The sequence below is a fragment of the Aeromicrobium sp. Leaf272 genome (genome assembly GCF_001422865.1).
GTDB lineage: Bacteria > Actinomycetota > Actinomycetes > Propionibacteriales > Nocardioidaceae > Aeromicrobium.
Genome location: NZ_LMMY01000015.1, coordinates 21,408 through 40,802 on the forward strand (window position 1 = coordinate 21,408; position 19,395 = coordinate 40,802).

Genomic DNA, 19,395 nt, shown 5'->3' on the forward strand with positions numbered 1-19,395 from the left:
TCTCCTGGCTGACGACGTGCCACCCGATGGGCGACCTCTCGATTCTCCCGGTCCGGGGCCGTGCGCCCCAGCCGCCACGCCGCCCGAGGGACGCCCGGGCTCCTCCGCGCCCGGGACGGGCGCCCGTACGGGGTAGGTTTAAGCGCGTGACGCAGGACGCCTCGACGACGCCGGCCGACCGTGCCCGGATGTGGGAGGCGGACGTCCTGCTGAAGGACGGCCGCGTCGCCCAGGTCCGGCCCATCACCCCCGAGGACACCGAGGCCTTCGTCGCGTTCTACTCACGCGTCTCCGACGAGTCCAAGTACTACCGGTTCTTCGCCCCGTACCCCACGCTGTCCGAGCGCGACGTCGCACGCTTCACGCACGTCGACCTCGATCGCCGGGTCGCCTTCGTGCTGACGCTGCACGACACGATCATCGGCGTCGGGCGCTACGACGCGGTCAGCGACGACGTGGCCGAGGTGGCCTTCCTCGTGGAGGACGCCCACCAGGGTCGGGGCGTGGGCCAGCTCCTGCTCGAGCACCTCGCCCAGGCGGGCCGCGAACGAGGCCTCACCAAGTTCACCGCGGACGTGCTGCCGAGCAACCACCGCATGCTCCAGGTGTTCCGCGAGATGGGCTACTCCGTCGAGGGCGTGGTCGAGGACGGCGTCCAGCAGCTGTCGTTCCGGATCGATCCCACCGACTCGGCCGTGGGCGTCATGCGCTCGCGCGAGCAGCGCGCCGAGGCCGCGTCCATCGAGCGGATCTTCGCGGCGCGCAGCATCGCCGTCGTGGGAGCCAGCCGGCGCCAGCGGTCGATCGGCCAGACGGTGGTGCGCAACCTCGTCCTCGGCGACTACCAGGGCAGCGTCTACGCCGTGAACAGCCAGGCCGAGGCGGTCTCGGGGCTGCCCGCCTTCAAGAGCGTCAAGGACATCCCGCACGAGGTCGACCTGGCCATCGTGGCCGTGCCGGCCGACTCGGTGAACGACGTCGTCCGCGACTGCGCGGCGAAGGGCGTGCACGGGCTGGTGGTCATCTCGGCCGGGTTCGCCGAGGAGGGTGCCGAGGGTCGACAGCGCCAGCGGACGCTACTCGACCTCTCCCGCACGTACGGCCTGCGCCTCGTCGGTCCCAACTGCCTCGGTGTCATCAACACCGCCCCCGGGGTCCAGCTGAACGCCTCCCTCTCCACGGCCATGCCGCCCCAGGGGCGCGTCGGGTTCTTCTGCCAGTCCGGTGCCCTCGGCACGGCGATCCTGGAGTCGGTGTCCCGACGTGGCCTCGGCCTCTCGACGTTCGTCTCGGCGGGCAACCGTGCCGACGTGTCCGGCAACGACCTCCTCCAGTACTGGCAGGAGGACGACGACACCGAGGTCGTCCTCCTCTACCTCGAGTCCATCGGCAACCCGCGCAAGTTCTCGCGCATCGCTCGCCGGGTCTCGGAGTCCAAGCCCATCGTCGCGGTGAAGTCGGGCCGCTCCACCCAGGGCGTGCCCGTGGGCCACGCGGTCAAGCGCAGCACGGCGCCGCAGGCTGCGGTCGACGCGATGTTCCGGCAGGCCGGCGTGGTCCAGGTCGACACGCTCGAGGAGATGTTCGACGTCGCGCAGCTCGTGGCCCACCAGCCGCTGCCGCGCGGCAACCGGATCTGCGTCGTGGGCAACTCCGACGCCATGGGCCTGCTCGTGGCCGACGCCGCGACCGCCACCGGTCTGCAGGTCGCGGACTCGGTGCCGCTGGGCGCCGACGCCGGCGCCGACGACTTCGAGGTCGCCATCGAGAACGCTCTGGCGTCCGACGACATCGACGCCCTGATGGTCGTCTACATCCCGCCGCTCAACACCTCCGGCGAGGAGGTCGCGAACGTGCTGGCCTCGATCGGCGAGCAGTCCGACAAGCCGATCGTCTCGACCTTCCTCGGCACCGAGGGCATCCCCGAGCTGCTCCGCGTGCCCGACGTCCAGGGTGGCTCCGCGGGCCGCGGCTCCGTGCCGTCGTACCCGGCACCGGAGTCGGCCGTGCGTGCCCTCGCCCGTGTGGTCACCTACGCGGAGTGGGCGGCTCGGGACCACGGCGAGTTCCGCGCCCACGACGACTTCCGCACCGGCGACGCCCGCGCCCTCGTGCGCGACGTGCTGGCGCACGCGCCGCGAGGCGCGATCCTCTCGACGGAGCAGGTGCACGCGCTCCTGGCCTGCTACGGGATCGACCTGTGGACGTGGATCAACGTCCACGACCCGGAGGAGGCCGTCGCCGCCGCGGAGCAGCTGGGCTGGGACGTCGTGCTCAAGGCCGGCAGCGAGCACCTGCGCGCCCGCCCCGACCTCGCGCACATCTGGCGCGGGATCCAGGACCGTGCCGACATGTTCGAGGCGTGGGACCAGCTGACGTCCTGGCCGGGCATGCGTGCCGACACCCGCTTCTTCGTCCAGCGTTCCGCCCCCGACGGCATCCCGCTGTCGTTCACGGTCACCGAGGACGCCCTGTTCGGACCGCTGGTCTCCTTCGGCCTCGCGGGCGCCTCGAGCGAGCTCCTGGGCGACCGCGCCTACGGCATCCCGCCCCTGACCGACGCCGATGCGGAGTCGATGATCCGCGACCTGCGGTCCGCGCCGCTGCTGTACGGCTACCGCGGGTCCGACCCGGTCGACACCCCGGCGATCCAGGACACCATCCTGCGGCTGGCGGCGCTGAAGGACGACCTGCCCGAGATCGCCGAGCTCGACCTGGAGCCCGTGCTGGTGCACGAGACCGGACTGACGGCGTTGAGCGCCCGCGCCAAGGTGGTGCCGGCCACGGACCGTCGCGAGGAGCGGTACGTGCGGCGTCTGAGCAGTCCGGTCAGGGATACGCTGGCGTGATGAGACGTGAGCGCCCCGTCGGGCCCGCCGCCGACGTGTTCCAGGAGATCGAGCGCAGCGGCTACTACCCCGAGATCGTGACGGCAGGCCTGCGTGACGCCCTGGCGGGCGAGGACGTCCTCGCGCACGTGGTCCACCACGAACCGACGTTCGAGCGCGACGAGATCCGTCGCCACATGACGGTGCTCGTGATGACGCCGTCGCGGGTCGTGCTCGTGCACACCGACGAGCACCCGCCCGACGACCTCCTGCCGCGGCCCTACACCTCCACGACGAGCGAGGCCGTGTCGATCCACCGGATCAGGTCGGTGGTCGTGACCCGGATGGTGGCCACCTCCGGCACCCTCGAGGAGGCCGTGGTCACCATCGGGTGGGGTGCCGTGTCGCACCTGGACCTCGAGCCCGCCCAGTGCAGCGACCCCGACTGCGAGGCCGACCACGGGTACACCGGCAACCTGACCGGCGACGACTTCTCGTTGCGCCTGAGCGCAGCGGCCGACGGCGGCGTGGCCGTCGAGCGCCTCCTGGTGTTCGCCCGTCAGCTGTCCGCCGCCACGACCGGAACGGCGTGACCGCGCCCGGCCCGCGGGGTCGGCACGGTCTGCACGAGGTCCTCACGTCGGCCGGAGCGGTCGCCGGCGGCGGACTCGCCGGTCTGGTCGACACCCTCGGGCTTCCGGCCGCCCCGCGCTACGTCGTGCTGCTGGTCGACGGCATGGGGGAGCAGCTCCTGCGCGAGCACGCCCACCTCGCCCCCTTCTTGTCGTCGCTGCCGTCGGTCCCCGACGTGGTGTGCGGTGTCCCGTCCACGACCGTCACGAGCCTCACGTCGCTCGGGACGGGACTTCGCGCCGGCGTGCACGGGGTCGTCGGCTACACCTCGCGCGTGCCGGAGACCGGGCGACGTCTCAACGCCCTGGCCTGGGACCAGGACGTCGACGCGCTGCAGTGGCAGCGCCACCCCACCGTCCTGCAGCGACTTCACGAGGCGGGGGTCAACGCCGGGAGCGTCAACGAGGCACGCTTCGAGGGCACGGGGCTGACGTTGTGCAGCCAGCGGGGCGCGCCCTTCCACGGGGTCGGCTCCATCTGGGAGCGGCTCGACGTGGTGGCCGAGGTGGTCGAGGACGCCGCGAGCTCGGTGGTCTACGCCTACGAGTCCCGCCTCGACCACGCCGGTCACGCGCACGGCTGCACGTCGCAGGAGTGGCGCGACGTCCTCACGACCGTCGACCGTGAGACGGCCCAGCTGCGGGACCTCCTCCCGCCCGACACGGTGCTCCTCGTGACCGCGGACCACGGCATGGTCGACCTCCCCGACGAAGGGCGCTTCGACGTCAGCACGACTCCCGCGCTGCTGGAGGGCGTGGACCTGCTGGCCGGCGAGGCGCGCTTCCGGCACCTGTACACCGCCCGCCACGACCGCGAGGCCGTCGCGGCCCGGTGGCGGGACTTCTGCGGGGAGCGTGCCGACGTGCGCACCCGCGACGAGCTCGACGACTGGTTCGGTCCCCTCGACCCGGCCGTCGCGGGCCGCATCGGCGACGTGGTGGTCGCCGCCCTCGGCGACTTCGCCGTCTTCAGCACCGACGACTTCCCGCTCGAGATGCGCATGAAGGGCTTCCACGGATCGGTCAGCGAGGCCGAGCTGCGCGTCCCCGTGCTCCTCGCCACCTGAGCACGACGACGGGCACCGCCGCTGGCAGGATGGTCCCGTGGCCGAGCTGACCTTCTACTCCGGGACGATGGACTGCGGGAAGAGCACGCTCGCCCTGCAGCTCGACCACAACCACCGGGCCCGCGGGCGCGTGGGCCGGGTGTTCACGTCGCACGACCGCGCCGGTGAGGCGACGCTCTCGAGCCGGCTCGGGCTGGCGGTCCCGGCGACGGAGGTCGACGACTCCCTGCACTTCTGGGAGCACGTCGTGACCGAGCTGACCCAGGGCGGGCGCATCGACTACCTCGTGTGCGACGAGGCGCAGTTCTACACGCGCGACCAGGTCGAGCAGCTGGCCAAGATCGCCGACGAGCTCGACATCGACGTCTTCTGCTTCGGCATCCTGACGGACTTCCGCACGCGCATGTTCGACGGATCGGCCCGACTCGTGGAGCTGGCCGACCGCATGCTTCCGCTCCAGGTCGAGGCACTCTGCTGGTGCGGTGAACGGGCGACGCACAACGCCCGCACCGAGGACGGGGAGATGGTCACCGAGGGTGAGGTGATCGTGGTCGGGGACGTCGACGACCCCCAGCGGCCGCGGCCCTCGGTGGGGTACGAGGTCCTGTGCCGCCGACACCATCGGCGCCGCATGACCGCGGAATCGGCGAAGGCTGCCGCACTTTCTCCGGACGTCCTGCCTTTCCCCTGAGATAAATAAAGGACTTTGGTCCTCACTATCGCGCGCACATGGCAGAAATGTCTGGGACCATCGACCAATGCGTACTGTTTCTCGGGCTCTCACGCTGATCCTCGTCGGCGGTGTGGTCGCCGCACTCCTCGTTCCCTCGTCGGCCTCCGCCCGCGTCTCGATGACGAAGGCCAAGGTCGAGCAGTGGCTCGCCTCGACCTGCACGACCTTCGAGACGCAGGCCGCCTTCAAGACGCGCACGGCCCGGCTGCCCAACAAGATGCTGAACGCCGACGGCTACGACGTCACCCGCTTCACGAAGTACAACGTCTACACCTCCGACAGCTATCGGCTCAACGCGTGCCTGAGCCTCATCGAGAAGGCGAACAGCTTCAGCGGCAACCGCAAGAACCGCACGATCACCTTCGCGCCGGGCACCTTCAAGCTGTCGAACGCGATCTTCGTGCCGTCGGACACCACGGTCGTGCTGTCGTCGGGCACCACGATCAACAAGCTGATGACCACGGGCATCTCCGGCGTCCGGGCCTCGAGCTCGATGTTCCAGACGATCTCGCCGACCCGAGCCCTGCGCTCGAACGCGGTGAAGGGCTACGACGGCGAGCGCAACATCACCTTCCGCGGCCCGGGCGACGGCAGCGCCACGATCAACATGATGGGGACGGTCCACCCGGCCTTCGACAAGGTCTACGGCGTCGTGATCGGCCACGCCAGCAACGTGCGGGTCGAGGGGATCCGCTTCCGCAACAACCACCTCGGCCACTTCCTCGAGGTCAGCGCCTCGCAGGACACCGTCGTGAAGGGCAACGACTTCGTCAACGACGTCCGTGGTGACGGCAAGGCGGGCACCAAGGCCAACCCCAACGCCGAGGCCATCAACGTGGACACGCCGGACAGTCGGACCAAGGGCGTGAACTACACGTGGGGCGCCATGGACCGGTACGGCAACAACCGCCTCACGATCGAGGACAACGACTTCCTGTACCAGAACCGGGCCGTCGGCACGCACGTCATGTCGGCCGTGGCCCGGGTGACGACGCCGCGCAAGCAGGAGGACTGGAGCCTGCGGTACCACACCGCGGTCGTGCTCAAGAACAACCGGATCGTCGACTCCCGGTTCGACGCGGTGAAGATGCTGAACTGGCGTTCGCCGGTGCTCGAGGGCAACCTGATCGACGGCATCACCACCCGGCGCAACGCCAGCAACAACCTGCCGGCCACCGCGGTCATCAGCCAGGGCGCGGAGAACCCGACGATCAGGAACAACCGGTTCGTCGACGTGCCCGAGCCCATGCTGGTGCGGACCTACGACTCGCCCCACTACTCGTTCACGAACTCGCGCGGGGTGACCGAGAAGCTTCGGTCCATCAACACGTACCCGACGCAGGGCACCCTGCAGGCGCACTGGTGCAGCAACCAGGCGCAGGGCCCGGCCGACCGTGTCGCGCTCTTCTCGGCCGGCAAGGACGCCGCTACCGCGGAGCGGATCCTCGCCAAGGAGCCGTGGCGCCGGTTGACCGTCTACAAGAACACGTACCGCTCGGGCAGCTCGGTGGGCCAGATCGTGTCCGAGGTGCTCATGCCGTGGCGCTCGAGCGCGAGCGCCTCGATCGACACGCCCTCGGAGTGCTCCACCAGCTGAGCCCTGCACGGAGGAGGGCCCCGACCGCTCGGCGGTCGGGGCCCTCGTCCGTTCGTCCTGGGTGGTCGGTGGTGCTCAGTCGTTCCGCCCGCCGAACATGATCTCGTCCCAGCTGGGCACCCGCCGACGCTCGGGGCGCTTCTTGCGCGGGGCGACGGTGTCGGGGACGGCCACGTGGCCCTCCTCCTCGTCCAGGTCCTCGTCGACCTGGTGGTGCGCCTCGGCGGGCTCCTGGTCGGCGTCGTCGGACGTGTCCTGCTCCTGGGGGGCGATGTCCTCGGTGAGGGACAGCTGCTCCATCGCGCGCCGGTCGCGGGCCTCCTTGAGGGAGTGCACGGGTGCGTGGAGCCCGGCGTCGACCTCGTGACGAGGTGCGTCGTCGCTCGGCGCGACGGGCTCGGCGGAGCGGGCCTCGTCCGCGGCCGGCGTTGCAGGACGGTCCTCGTCGGGGCGCAGGGCGTCGGCGATGGCCATGTCGGAGGCCTCCGGCGGAGCGACGTCGCCCACGAGCCGGCGAGCGGTCTCGTCGTCGGGGACGACGTACCGGCTCTTGGCGTCGTAGCAGAAGGTGGCCGGCTCGAGCGCGCTGGGCGCGAGCACCTGGACGGTCCAGCGACCGTCCTCGCGGCGCCAGGCGTCCCAGCTGACGTCCTCGGGAACGCCGCCGTCTGCGGCCACGCTCTCGTCGACCGCGGACCCGAGCAGGACGCCCGGTCCGGTGGCGTGCCGACGGCGGATGGTGGTCGAGCGCGCCTGCTCGGCCACGTAGGCACGCTCGGCGAGCACCGGGGTGGCGAACCCCTCGATTTGCTCGGTCGGCACGCCGGCCGACTCGGCGACCTGGTCGGGACTCTCCCCGCGCCGGATCCTGGCCTGGATGTCGCGGGGGCTGAGCGTGCTTTCCATCGTGATCTCCATCTGGCCGTGTGCGCGGCCGCGGGCACGGGGGGAGGCGTCGACGAGTGCGGCGAGCCGTCGATCGATCGGGACGCGGAACAGCTCGGGACGGCCGGCTTCGCGCAGGACGAGGAAACGTCCGTCGTCGCTGAGCCGATCGGGGCCGAGTTCGCGCATCGAGCGTCCTCCCACTGGTTGCTTCGTCATCCTAGGCTCCGTCCCCGGCCAAACCGTGGCGACACGCGTGCCCAGAGGACTGGGCCGACGACTGGGCTGACGACTGGGCTGACGACTCGGCCGACGACCTGCCACGACGTGTCCTAGGGTCGATCCGTGCCTGACGTGTGGATCGTGACGCTCGACCTGGTGGGCATCGCCGTGTTCGCCTGCACCGGCGCCATCGTGGCGGTGCGCAAGGAGCTCGACGTGTTCGGCGCGTCGGTCCTCGGACTGGTCACCGGGCTCGGCGGCGGCGTGCTCCGCGACGTCCTCATCGGCGACGTCCCGCCGGCGGCCCTCCTGGACTGGCGCTACCTCGTCGTGCCCGCCGTGGCCTCCGTCGTGGTGTTCGCCTTCCACCCGGTGTTCGGGCGCCGCGAGTCGCAGATCGCCGTCCTCGACGCCGTGGGTGCGGCGCTGTTCTGCGTCGCGGGCGGCGTCAAGGCGGCCGAGGCCGGTCTCGGGGTGCTGCCCGCCGCGCTCCTGGGGATGGTCACGGCCATCGGAGGGGGCATCCTGCGCGACGTGCTCGCCGGACGGGTGCCCGTGATCTTCCGCGAGGAGCTCTACGCCACCCCGGCGTTCACCGGCGCGCTGGTGGCCGTGCTGGCCCATCGCGCCGACCTCGGGTGGTGGGCGTACGTGTCGGCCGGGGCCCTGTGCGTCGTGTGGCGGCTGCTCGCCCTCTGGCGTGGGTGGCGAGCGCCGCTGCCACCGGGCCTCGCTCGCGGCTGACGGCGGAGCTCGCCCGGATCAGTGGCGGGGCAGCACGCGGTCGAACGCCGGGTCGTGGTTGCCGAAGCGGTGCGTGGTGATGGTGACCGACTGCTCGCGCAGGAACGGCAGGAGCTCGACCCGTCCGGACCAGGTGACCTCGCCAGCGTGGACGGCGACGTCCGGATCGCCCTCGACGGCGGCGGCGAGCTCACGCGCGAGCGGGCCCAGCAGGCGCACCCGTCCGGGACGGTCCCGCGACATGCGGTCCAGCCAGTCGGCGTCGTCCTCGACGACGTGCCCGGGTGCGAGGTCGTCGGGCAGGGCCACCGGCGTGGACACCGTGACCGAGGCGCCGGCGCGGAGCCCGGCGAGGACGACCCGAGCGGTCGTGAGCAGGTCGCCGTCACCGCGCACGTGGACCGAGGTCGGTCGGTAGCGGAAGACGTTCCGCTCGACGCCGAGCCCGCTGACGTCCTTCTCGCGGCCGAACTCGCGCTGCCAGGCCAGCTCGTCGGAGCGGGCGGCCGCGGCGAGCTGCGCGGCGTCGGACTGGAGCAGGTGCGGCGTCACCGACGCGAGCGCGGAGGCCACCGGGGCCGAGAGCTCGACGTCGTCGGGGACGTGGCGCAGCGGTCGGCGCGTCCAGGTGCCCAGGTGGGTCAGGTAGTTGGGTCCGCCGGCCTTGCTGGAGGCGCCGACGCTCGACCGCTTCCAGCCGCCGAACGGCTGGCGCTGCACGATCGCGCCAGTGATCCCGCGGTTCACGTAGAGGTTGCCCGCCTCCACGGTGTCGATCCAGCGGTTGACCTCGTCGGGGTCGAGCGAGTGGATGCCGGCCGTGAGCCCGAAGTCGGTGGCGTTCTGCCAGGCGATCGCCTCGTCGAGGTCGGCGGCGTGCATGAGTCCGAGGACGGGGCCGAAGTACTCGGTGCGGTGGTAGGTGCTGCCGGGGGCCACGCCCACCTTCACCCCGGGGGACCAGAGTCGACCGGTGGGGTCGAGACGACGCGGCTGGACGATCCACTCCTCACCGTCGTCGAGGACCGTCAGCGCGTCGAGCAGCTTGCCCGAGGGCGCCTCGACGACCGGGCCGACCGAGACGTCGGGATCGTCGGGCCACCCGACCTTGAGCGAGGTCACGGCGTCGACGAGCTGGCGACGGAAGCGCTCGGAGGTGGCGACGGAGCCGACCAGGATGCCGAGGCTCGCCGCCGAGCACTTCTGCCCGGCGTGCCCGAAGGCGCTCTTCACGAGGTCGCCGACGGCCAGGTCGAGGTCGGCGCTGGGGGTGACGAGGAGGGCGTTCTTGCCACTCGTCTCGGCGAGGAGCGGCAGGTCGGGCCGCCACGAGCGGAACAGGGCCGCCGTCTCCCAGGAGCCGGTGAGGATCAACCGGTCGACCGCGGGGTGGGACACGAGGGACTTGCTCAGCTCGCCCTCGTCCATGCTCACGTAGCGCAGCACCTCGCGCGGCACGCCGCCCTGCCACAGCGCCTCCACCATGACGGCTGCGCACCGGGGGCTCTGCGGAGCGGGCTTGATCACCACCGCGCTGCCGGCGGCGAGGGCCGACAGCACCGAGCCGCACGGGATCGCGACGGGGAAGTTCCACGGCGGGGTGACGACCGTCAGGCCGACCGGGTGGAACGAGGCGCCGTCGACGACCTCGAGGCGACGCGCCGCCTCGGCGTAGTAGTGCGCGAAGTCGATGGCCTCGCTGACCTCGACGTCGGCCTCGGCGATCGTCTTGCCGGTCTCGGCGGCCATGACGGCGACCAGGTCGCCCCGTCGGGTCTCGAGCGCCCCGGCGGCCTGGTGGAGGATCCAGGCCCGGACCTCGGCCCCACGGGCGGACCAGGCGGTCGCGGCGGTCCGGGCGCCCCGCACGAGGGTCTCGAGGGACGCCGGGCCGTGGACGCGGCTCGACTCGATCGTGGAGATCCCGAGCTGGGTGTACGTCGACCGGGACAGCGCCTGACGGCCCCACACCCGGTTCCCGGCCGTGGACGGGTCCGTGTCGGGGGTGTTGGAGAAGCCGTCGGTGTGCGCGTGCACGTGGTGGTCGGTGGCGTCGGTGCGACGGTCCTGGACCCGGTGCGGAGGGGGCACGGTCTCGTCGAGCGCCTTCACGGAGGCGAGGAAGCGCCCTGCCTCGCGATCGAAGGCCGAGGGGTCGTCGGCCAGGTCGAACGCGGCCGACATGAAGTTCTCCGAGCTGGCGTTCTCCTCGAGCCGGCGGACCAGGTAGGAGATGGCGACGTCGAACTCGTCGGGGTGCACCACGGGCGTGTAGAGCAGGAGTGCGCCGACGTCGGCGCGCACCGACGCGACGGGACCGGAGTCCATGCCCAGCAGCATCTCGAAGTCGACGCCGTCGCGAACGGACCGCTCGCCGGCGAGCAGCCAGGCGTAGGCGACGTCGAAGAGGTTCTGCCCGGCCACGCCGATCCGCACGGCGTCGATCCGCTCGGGGGTGAGGGCCCACCGCAGGACGCGCTTGTAGTGCGTGTCGGTCTCCTGCTTGGAGGACCACGTCGCGAGGGGCCAGCCGTGGACGGTGGCGTCGACCCGCTCCATGGCGAGGTTGGCGCCCTTGACGAGGCGCACCTTCACGGACGCGCCGCCGGCCTCCCGGCGGGCGCGGGCCCACGCCTGGATGCGCTGCATCGCCGCGAGGGCGTCGGGGAGGTAGGCCTGCAGGACGATGCCGGCCTCGAGGTCGGGGTGCTCCTCCAGGACGCGTGTGAAGACCGCGATCGTGAGGTCGAGGTCGCGGTACTCCTCCATGTCGAGATTGATGAACGAGCCGCGTTCCGCGGCGACCTCGTACAGCGGGGCGAGGCGCTCGACCACGCGCTCCACGGTCTCGTCGAACGCCCACATGGACAGCTGGCTGGCGACGGCGGAGACCTTCACGGAGACGTAGTCGACGTCGTCGCGCCGCAGGAGCTCGAGGGTGCGGTCGCGTCGGCGCACGGCCTCGCCCTCGCCGAGCACGGCCTCGCCGAGCAGGTTGAGGTTGAGCCGGTCGCCGTTCTTGCGCAGGGTCGCGATCGTGCCGCCGAGCTTCTCGGGCCGTGCATCGGCGATGAGGTGCCCCACCATGCGGCGCAGCGTGCGTCGGGCGGTGGCGACGACCAGTGCCGGGAAGAGCAGCGAGAAGAAGGCGCCGGTGCGCAGCAGGACCCGCTGGGTCCAGGGCAGGAAGGCCGGAAGAGAGCGGGTCAGGTCCCGCAGGTTGCGGGCCGCGACGTCGGAGTCCTCGGGGCGGACGACGCGGTCGACGAAGCCGATCGTGAAGTCGAGTCCGGCCGGGTCCTTGAGCAGCGTCGCGAGGCGGCGGGCGGCCGGGTCGGTCCGTCGGCCACGTCCCTGCTGGGCGGTCACCCAGTGCCGGACGAGCGCGACCGCGCGCTCCTCGAGGGGGGCGTCGGGCGGCGTCTCGGCGGTAGGGCTCATCTCGGTCGACAGCCTAGTGCGCCGAGGGCCCTGGCGGGGGTGCCGGGCTCGGGGCGGCGGAGGAGCCTGGCGGGGGTGCCGGGCTCGGGGCGCCGGATGCCTGCGGGTCGGTGGAGCGGTCCGGTCGCGGCGGGGGCCGGAAGGACCAGGCCACGGCCGCGGCGAGGACGCCGGCCACGAGGGGGACGGCGAAGCCCGCCGAGGCGCCGAACCGGTCCACGACGGCGCCGGCGACCGCGGCGCCCGGGGCGACACCGATGGCCAGGCCGGTGCTCGTCCACGTGAGGGCCTCCGTGAGCCGCGTCGGCGGCACGTACTCCTCGACCACGCTGGTGGCGGCGATCATCGTCGGGGAGATCATGAAGCCGGTCACGAACATGCCGACGGCGAGCCAGGCGATGCTCGGCGCCAGGAGCAGCGGCGCGAACAGCAGGCCGAGGACCAGGACGGTCCAGCGCAACCGCGCCACCGAGTCGGAGGGTGAGGGCAGCAGTCCGACCGCCACGCCGGCCAGGAGGCTCCCGGCCGCCCAGATGGCCAGCACCACCCCGGCCGCGCCCGCCGACCCCTCGGCCTCGGTGAACGCGACGACCAGCACCTCGGTCGAGCCGAAGAGCACGCCGATCCCCACCGCGGCCACCAGCACGGGGCCCAGGACGGCCCAGCCGAGGGGCGGGCGGGGTCCGTCCCCGTGCCGACCCGTCGGAGGCTCGGTGGACGTCTGCGCGGCGAGGAACCAGCTGCCCACGACCGCGGCCGCCGTGGCCGTCGCCAGGCCTGCGACGTCGGCGACCTGCAGGGTCAGGAAGGTCACGAGCACGGGGCCGACGATGAAGACGACCTCGTCGATGACGGCCTCGATCGCGAACGCGGTCGTGAGCCGCGGACGGTCGTCGCGCAGCAGGTGGGTCCACCGTGCACGGACGAGCGACCCGGTCTGCGGCGTGAAGACCCCGCCCACCGCGGCGGCCAGGTGCGGCCAGGGTGCGTCCACCTCGCGGGTCACGGCGAGGATCACGGCGATCATGCCGGCGGCGTAGCCGGCGCCCGCGAGCACCAGGACGCGCCGCTGGCCCCACCGGTCGCTGAGCCGTCCGTGCATCGGGGCGACGACGGCGGCGGCCGCCACGTAGGCGGCGGCGACCAGCCCGGCGGCGCCGTAGCTGCCCCCGTGCTCGCGGACGAGCAGGACGAGTCCGAGCGAGGCCATCGAGAGCGGGAGGCGCGACACCAGTCCGGTCAGGCTGAACAGAGCCGCGCCGGGCAGTGCGAGGACGTGCCCGTAGGTCGACCGCACCGTGCCACCTCCTCGTCGCCGCCGGCGGGTGCCGACGTCCCGTCATTCTCGGCGCAGGCAGGCTACCCCCGGCGGGCCGGGGGCCTGCATGGGACGATGACGTCATGGATGTACGCCCCTTCGACGCCCTGCTCTACGTCTCCTTCGGCGGGCCGGAGAAGCCCGACGACGTCGTCCCGTTCCTGGAGAACGTGACCGCCGGCAAGGGCATCCCGCGCGAGCGGCTGGAGGAGGTGGGCGAGCACTACTTCCTGTTCGGTGGGCGCAGCCCGATCAACGACCTGAACCGCGACGTGATCGCGGCGCTCGAGGGCGAGCTGGCCGATCGCGACGTCGACCTGCCGGTCTACTGGGGCAACCGCAACTGGACCCCGTACCTGCGCGAGGCGCTCGAGGCGATGGTCGCCGACGGGGTCCGCCACGCCGCCTACTTCCTGACGAGCGCGTACTCGTCGTACTCGGGCTGCCGCCAGTACCGCGAGAACCTCGCCGACGCGACCGAGGGCCTCGACATCGAGCTCAGCCGGCTCCGGCTGCCGTTCAACCACCCGGGATTCATCGGCCCCTTCGTGGAGCACACGGGCGCCGCCCTGGACGAGGCTCCCGACGGCACGCGGGTGGTGTTCGTGACCCACTCGATCCCTGACGCCATGAACGACGCGAGCGGCGGGCCGGGCGTGGGCGCGTACCGGTCCCAGCACCTCGAGGCGGGTCGGCTCGTCATGGAGGGTCTCGCGCCGCAGCACCGCGACGTGCCGTGGGACCTCGTGTACTGCTCCCGGTCCGGCTCGCCGCGGACCCCGTGGCTGGAGCCCGACGTCAACGACCACCTCGAGCAGCTGGCCGCCGACGGTGTCACGTCCGTCGTGGTCGTCCCGATCGGCTTCGTGTCCGACCACATGGAGGTCGTGTACGACCTCGACACCGAGGCGGCGGAGACCGCCGAGAAGCTCGGCATGAGGTTCGTCCGCGTGCCGACGCCGGGGACGCACCCCGGCTTCGTCGCGATGATCACCGACCTGCTGCAGGAGAGGGCCGCCGTCGACCGCGGCGAGTCGCCGACGCCGGCCACGCTCGGCCGGTGTGCTGCCAACCCGGTCGTGTGCGTGCCGGGCTGCTGCGCGAACCTGCGCGGCGACCGGCCCGCTCACCCGTGAGCTCGTCCGTGCTGCCGGACCGTGAGCAGCTCCTGACCCTGGCGCACGAGGTCGGGCTCGATGCGGCCGCCCTGGTGCGGCGCGAGCGGCCGGAGGGCCGCGTGGCGGTCGCGGCGACCAAGTCGAGCCCCATCGACGTGGTCACCGAGGTCGACCGGGCCAGCGAGGACCTGGTCCGCGACCGCATCCTCGCTGCACGTCCCGACGACGGGTTCGTCGGTGAGGAAGGTGCCGACGTGGCCGGCACGAGCGGGGTCGACTGGGTGGTCGACCCCATCGACGGAACGGTGAACTTCGTCTACGGGATCCCCGCGTACGCCGTGTCCATCGCCGCGCGGGTCACCGACGCGACCGGCGAGCGGGTCGTCGCGGGCTTCGTGGTGAACATCGCGTCGGGGGAGCGGTGGGGAGCCGTGCTCGACGGCGGCGCCTGGCGCTGGGACGGCGACCGTCGGGTGCCGCTGCGTGCTCCGGAACCGCCGCCGCTCTCCCAGGCCCTCGTCGGGACGGGCTTCAACTACGTGCGCGAGGTCCGCGAGCACCAGGCTGCGGCCGCGGCCCGCCTGCTGCCGCACGTCAGGGACATCCGTCGGATCGGTTCGGCCGCACTCGACCTGTGCGCGCTCGCCGAAGGCCGTCTGGACGCCTACGTCGAGCAGGGGCTGCACCCGTGGGACCTCGCTGCGGGAGGACTGGTGGCTCGCGAGGCCGGTGTGCTCGTCGAGGGCCTCGACGGCCCGCCGGATCTGCGCCTCGTGATGGCGGCGCATCCTGCGCTTGCAGGGGAATACTTCGACCTCGTCCGGACTTGTGGGTTCTGACCGACGGCCGCTTGCAGCGGTGTGGAACAATCCCGTCGGTTGAACGCACACGACGGAGGGGTACATGGCTACCGACTACGACGCGCCTCGCAAGACTGACGAAGAGCAGTCCGAGGACAGCATCGAGGAGCTCAAGGCGCGTCGCCACGAGAAGAACTCGGGCAAGGTGGACGAGGACGAGGTCGAAGCGGCCGAGTCGTTCGAGCTGCCGGGTGCCGACCTCTCCCACGAGGAGCTGGCCGTCCAGGTGGTCCCGCGCAAGTCCGACGAGTTCACGTGCTCGTCGTGCTTCCTGGTGCACCACCGTTCCCAGCTCGCCGAGGAGAAGGGCGACCGGCTCATCTGCCGGGACTGCGCCTACTGACGCACCGTCCGAGCTCGCTCAGCGCGAGCGCCGACGACCAGGAGCCGGCTTCCGTGAGGAGGCCGGCTTCGCCGTTCCTCCAACCGTCCGTGCCGCCGCCTGCGCTGCTCCGGCGACGCCACCCTTGGCGGCGCCCTTCAGGGGCTTCATGCCCGGAGGCAGGTCGCCCGTCGAGCGGACCCAGTACCCGGCCGCCCCGCGGCGCACGAGCAGCCTCACGACCTCGACGAGCGCACCTCCGATGACGGCCCAGGCGACGGCCTCGCGGGTCTCGACCTCGGGGTGTCGCCCCGCGGTCGGGGGCTTCTTGCCGGTCGCGGCCCGCCAGGCCAGCGTCGAGACCTGACGTGCCAGCAGACCCGCCGCGACGGTGGAGCCGCGGTCGAGCAGCTTCCACGTGCTGCGGCTCGAGCGCGACGGTCGCCTCGCGGGCGTGGCCGACTCGAGCGTGGGAGCGGACGTGCGGCGTCGGCGCTTGCGGGGCATGGTCGTCACCTCGGGTCGGTGCGGGGTTGGTCGGTGCTGGCTTGGTCGGTGCTGGGCTGGTGGGTGCCCTGGGTGCCGGCCTCGGGTCGGATCGGCCCGGCAGGACGGCCGAGGGCCTGGGCGATCGCGGACGGATCGCGGGTCGAGACCACCCAGTAGGGCGCGGGGTCGGCCGGATCGCGGACCTCCACCTGCACGGCGGTGGCGATGTACGGCCGGACGTGCAGCCAGGCGCGGGCGTCGGCGCCGGGACCGAGCAGGGTCCGTGCACCGGCCGCGTCGAGCGCCGTCACCGCGCCCACGTGCTCGTGCGTCAGGTGGGCGCGCCCCACACGGAGGCCGTCGGGTCCGGCCTCGAGCACCGTCGACCCGTACGACCACAGCAGGGCACCCGTCACGCCGGCCACCGCCACGGCCACGGCGACCGCGGTCGGCGGTCCTGCGACGACGAACGCCACCCAGCCCCACGCGATCGCGAAGGCCGCGACGGCGATCCACCACGCGGGGGGAGCGAGGAGTCGCTCACGACGGGTCTGCACGCTCCCAGCCTGCCGCATCCGGGCGTGGTCGGCCCGAGTAGGGTCGCGAGCATGCTCGAGATCGCGGTGCGTCGCCTCGACCCGCGGCTCCCGGCCCCGACCTATGCGCACCCGGGTGACGCGGGTGCCGACCTGCACGCCGCCGAGGATGCGACCCTCGCGCCGGGCGAGCGCGTGCTCGTGCCCACGGGCATCGCCCTGGCCCTGCCCGACGGCTTCGCGGCCTTCGTCCACCCACGGTCCGGGCTGGCCCTGCGCCACGGACTCTCCGTGGTGAACACGCCCGGCACCATCGATGCCGGCTACCGGGGCGAGATCAAGGTCCTGCTGGTCAACCACGACCTGCACGAGACCGTCCGGATCGCCCGCGGCGACCGCATCGCGCAGCTCGTGGTGCAGCGGGTCGAGCACGTGACCTTCCGCGAGGTCGAGTCACTCGAGGACACCAGCCGAGGCGCCGGGGGCTACGGCTCCACCGGGGGCCACCGATCCATGGGGGAGGACGCATGATCCGTCGACGCCGAGAGCGTGACGACCAGGCAGTGCAGACCGACGAGACGGGCACGGAGCCCGACGTCGTGTCCACGACGCCCACCGAGGAGCCGTCCGGCCCCTGGGACTCGCGAGACTTCACCGGGGACGGCACGGGCTACATCGACCTCGGACCGCTGCGCATCCGCGGACGCATCGGCTTCCAGCTCCAGGTGCCCCAGGACGACGGCGGAAGCACCGGGTCCGTCGTGCTGGTCACGGAGGAGTCGGGGCTCGAGCTGCGGGTCTTCGCCGCGCCGCGCAGCGGTGGGCTGTGGGACGAGGTCCGTGGCGAGCTGCTCGCGGAGGTCGAGCGGCTCGAGGGCACGGCCGAGCAGGTCGACGGACCGTTCGGTCCCGAGCTCCGCGTCCAGGTCCCCGTGAAGCTCCCCGACGGCCAGGACGGCTTCCAGCCGTCACGGATCCTCGCGGTCGAGGGGCCGCGCTGGATGCTTCGTGCGACCTTCCTCGGATCGGCTGCGCTCGAGCCCGACGAGGACGGGCTGCTCGAGCGTGCGTTCCGTGAGGTCGTCGTCGTCCGAGGTGACGAGCCGCGCCTGGTGCGTGAGGCCCTGCTCATCGAGGTGCCCGAGGGTGCGGTGGCCGAGGAGCCGCCCGGCCACGGCACCCAGGCCTGAGGTTCGCGGCCTAGGATCGAGACATGGCATCCCGACTGCGCCGCCCGATGCGCCGCGCGACCCTCGAGCAGCTCGAGGACCAGGAGCTGCAGCGCAGCGCCGACGCCGCGGGCTGCCGGTTGCTCACCGCCCAGGCCGAGAGGTCGGTCTGCTCGCTGCACGGTGAGCTGCGGTCCGTCACCACCCGCCCGGTCGCCGACGGTGCGAGCGCCCTCGAGGCGCAGCTCTACGACGGGTCCGGGCAGGTCACCCTCGTGTGGCTGGGCCGGCGCCGGATCGAGGGCATCGAGCCCGGGCGACGACTGACCGTGCACGGCCGCATCGGTCGCCGCGGCGACGCCTTCGTGCTCTACAACCCGCGCTACGAGCTGGACGCATGAGCGAGGCCGGCGCGAGCGTCGCCACCGTCGAGGAGCTGGTGCGGTCCAAGCTCTCCGAGGCGCTCGGCGGCGGGCGCGGCATCGTCGAGAGCGCCGTGCCCACGATCGTGTTCACGATCTGCTGGATCAGCACGCAGGACCTGCGGACCTCGCTCGTCGCGAGCGTCGGCGCGGCGGTCCTGCTGCTCGTGGTGCGGCTCGCCCAGCGCTCCACAGTCCAGTTCGTGCTGAACGCCCTCATCGGCATCGCCATCGCCGCCGTGTTCGCGTCGCGCAGCGGCGAGGCTCGTGACGTGTTCCTGCCCGGGATCCTCTACAACGGCGCCTACGCGGCGGTCTTCATCGTCTCGATCCTCGTGGGGTGGCCCCTCATCGGGTTCCTCATCGGCAGCCTCACCGGCGAGCCCACCGAGTGGCACGAGGACCGACAGCTCGTCCGTCTGTGCTCGCTGCTGACCTGGCTCTTCGCCGCACCCTGCATCCTGCGGGTCGTGGTGCAGTACCCGCTGTGGGCCGGCGACCACGTGGCGCTGCTCGGCACCTCCAAGGTCGTGCTCGGCTGGCCCCTGCAGGTCGCGGCGTTCGCGGCGATGGCGTGGGTGCTCTCGCGCAACTCCACCCCGATCGAGGCCGAGGCCGAGCCGGAGCCGCCTGCTTCTCGGTGACGCGCTGGTCGCGGCGGCGGGGCCTCGACCTGCGGCTGCGCTGCTCCGGGTGGGCCTCGACCTGCGGCTGCGTCGATGTGGCTGGGTCTCGACCTGCGGCTGCGTCGATGTGGCTGGGTCTCGACCTGCGGCTGCGTCGCTGTGGCTCGTCGTCGACCTGCGCTCCGAAAGGGCCTCGACCGGCGGAGGGGTCTGGGCCCGGTCGGGTTCCCGGAGCGTGGCTCGGGGGACGTAAGGTTCTACGTTCGTGCGTGAGGGGTCGAAGGATGCTGCGTTCGTGGTCGGATCCCGTCGTGAACGCAGCATCGTTCGGGGTTCTGCACGCGAAGGCAGAATCTTGCGTCCGCGGGGCCGGTTCGCGCGTCGGG

General features: G+C 72.3%; 18 protein-coding genes. 13 read left to right on the forward strand and 5 right to left on the reverse strand.

What is annotated here, in order from left to right:
- The first annotated feature begins 146 nt into the window (after positions 1 to 146).
- The 5 genes from ASF38_RS15330 to ASF38_RS15350 all read left to right on the forward strand — a co-directional run bounded on the left by ASF38_RS15330 (position 147) and on the right by ASF38_RS15350 (position 6,857).
- Positions 147 to 2,849, forward strand: coding sequence for a bifunctional GNAT family N-acetyltransferase/acetate--CoA ligase family protein (locus tag ASF38_RS15330; RefSeq protein WP_235492957.1), 2,703 nt, complete (start codon positions 147 to 149; stop codon positions 2,847 to 2,849).
- Positions 2,849 to 3,421: a DUF5998 family protein gene (locus ASF38_RS15335; protein WP_055967845.1), complete on the forward strand. Its 573-nt coding sequence runs from the start codon at positions 2,849 to 2,851 to the stop codon at positions 3,419 to 3,421. The genes ASF38_RS15330 and ASF38_RS15335 overlap by 1 nt, the downstream gene beginning before the upstream one ends.
- The gene (locus ASF38_RS15340) at positions 3,418 to 4,527 is read left to right on the forward strand and encodes an alkaline phosphatase family protein (protein WP_055967847.1); all 1,110 of its coding nucleotides are present in this window, start codon (positions 3,418 to 3,420) and stop codon (positions 4,525 to 4,527) included. Before ASF38_RS15335 ends, ASF38_RS15340 begins: the two co-directional genes overlap by 4 nt.
- A 37-nt stretch (positions 4,528 to 4,564) precedes the next feature.
- Positions 4,565 to 5,218 carry a thymidine kinase gene (locus ASF38_RS15345; RefSeq protein WP_055967848.1) on the forward strand — a complete coding sequence of 218 codons (654 nt, stop codon included), beginning with the start codon at positions 4,565 to 4,567 and terminating at the stop codon, positions 5,216 to 5,218.
- A gap of 67 nt (positions 5,219 to 5,285) precedes the next feature.
- Positions 5,286 to 6,857, forward strand: coding sequence for a hypothetical protein (locus ASF38_RS15350; protein WP_156366955.1), 1,572 nt, complete (start codon positions 5,286 to 5,288; stop codon positions 6,855 to 6,857).
- Positions 6,858 to 6,932: 75 nt separating this feature from the next.
- Here ASF38_RS15350 and sepH read toward each other — a convergent pair whose 3' ends face one another.
- Positions 6,933 to 7,931, reverse strand: coding sequence for a septation protein SepH (gene sepH / locus ASF38_RS15355; RefSeq protein WP_056577245.1), 999 nt, complete (start codon positions 7,929 to 7,931; stop codon positions 6,933 to 6,935).
- A gap of 156 nt (positions 7,932 to 8,087) precedes the next feature.
- Here sepH and ASF38_RS15360 point away from each other — a divergent pair, with 156 nt between their 5' ends.
- Positions 8,088 to 8,708, forward strand: a complete 621-nt coding sequence (locus tag ASF38_RS15360; protein WP_156364782.1) for a trimeric intracellular cation channel family protein — start codon at positions 8,088 to 8,090, stop codon at positions 8,706 to 8,708.
- An 18-nt stretch (positions 8,709 to 8,726) separates the two neighbouring features.
- On the opposite strand, the gene ASF38_RS15365 is transcribed toward ASF38_RS15360, so the two are convergent.
- Both ASF38_RS15365 and ASF38_RS15370 read right to left on the reverse strand, forming a co-directional pair.
- On the reverse strand, positions 8,727 to 12,149 hold the full coding sequence (locus ASF38_RS15365; RefSeq protein WP_056577248.1) for a bifunctional proline dehydrogenase/L-glutamate gamma-semialdehyde dehydrogenase: 3,423 nt from the start codon (positions 12,147 to 12,149) through the stop codon (positions 8,727 to 8,729).
- A gap of 13 nt (positions 12,150 to 12,162) precedes the next feature.
- Positions 12,163 to 13,446, reverse strand: a complete 1,284-nt coding sequence (locus ASF38_RS15370; RefSeq protein ID WP_056577251.1) for an MFS transporter — start codon at positions 13,444 to 13,446, stop codon at positions 12,163 to 12,165.
- A 104-nt stretch (positions 13,447 to 13,550) separates the two neighbouring features.
- Here ASF38_RS15370 and ASF38_RS15375 point away from each other — a divergent pair, with 104 nt between their 5' ends.
- From ASF38_RS15375 to ASF38_RS15385, 3 genes are all read left to right on the forward strand, one after another.
- A complete protein-coding gene (locus ASF38_RS15375) occupies positions 13,551 to 14,603 on the forward strand; it encodes a ferrochelatase (protein ID WP_056554473.1) in 1,053 nt (350 codons plus the stop codon).
- Complete coding sequence (locus ASF38_RS15380) at positions 14,600 to 15,424, forward strand: inositol monophosphatase family protein (protein ID WP_082480829.1); 825 nt, start codon at positions 14,600 to 14,602, stop codon at positions 15,422 to 15,424. The genes ASF38_RS15375 and ASF38_RS15380 overlap by 4 nt, the downstream gene beginning before the upstream one ends.
- A gap of 64 nt (positions 15,425 to 15,488) precedes the next feature.
- Positions 15,489 to 15,788, forward strand: coding sequence for a DUF4193 domain-containing protein (locus tag ASF38_RS15385; protein WP_055967866.1), 300 nt, complete (start codon positions 15,489 to 15,491; stop codon positions 15,786 to 15,788).
- Between the two features lie 18 nt (positions 15,789 to 15,806).
- On the opposite strand, the gene ASF38_RS15390 is transcribed toward ASF38_RS15385, so the two are convergent.
- Complete coding sequence (locus ASF38_RS15390; RefSeq protein ID WP_156366956.1) at positions 15,807 to 16,274, reverse strand: DUF4235 domain-containing protein; 468 nt, start codon at positions 16,272 to 16,274, stop codon at positions 15,807 to 15,809.
- Positions 16,275 to 16,279: 5 nt separating this feature from the next.
- Positions 16,280 to 16,813, reverse strand: coding sequence for a DUF3093 domain-containing protein (locus ASF38_RS15395; RefSeq protein WP_200914563.1), 534 nt, complete (start codon positions 16,811 to 16,813; stop codon positions 16,280 to 16,282).
- Positions 16,814 to 16,864: 51 nt separating this feature from the next.
- Between ASF38_RS15395 and dut the strand changes: the two genes are divergently transcribed.
- Genes dut through ASF38_RS15415 form a run of 4 tightly spaced genes read left to right on the forward strand, consistent with a single transcriptional unit; the run spans position 16,865 to position 19,027 of the window.
- Positions 16,865 to 17,323, forward strand: a complete 459-nt coding sequence (gene dut, locus ASF38_RS15400) for a dUTP diphosphatase (RefSeq protein WP_055967875.1) — start codon at positions 16,865 to 16,867, stop codon at positions 17,321 to 17,323.
- Positions 17,320 to 17,982 (forward strand): DUF3710 domain-containing protein, encoded by a 663-nt coding sequence (locus tag ASF38_RS15405; RefSeq protein WP_056554482.1) that lies wholly within the window; start codon positions 17,320 to 17,322, stop codon positions 17,980 to 17,982. Before dut ends, ASF38_RS15405 begins: the two co-directional genes overlap by 4 nt.
- A 23-nt stretch (positions 17,983 to 18,005) precedes the next feature.
- The gene (locus ASF38_RS15410; protein WP_055967880.1) at positions 18,006 to 18,362 is read left to right on the forward strand and encodes an OB-fold nucleic acid binding domain-containing protein; all 357 of its coding nucleotides are present in this window, start codon (positions 18,006 to 18,008) and stop codon (positions 18,360 to 18,362) included.
- Positions 18,359 to 19,027 (forward strand): DUF3159 domain-containing protein, encoded by a 669-nt coding sequence (locus ASF38_RS15415; protein WP_056577258.1) that lies wholly within the window; start codon positions 18,359 to 18,361, stop codon positions 19,025 to 19,027. The genes ASF38_RS15410 and ASF38_RS15415 overlap by 4 nt, the downstream gene beginning before the upstream one ends.
- Positions 19,028 to 19,395: the final 368 nt, after the last annotated feature.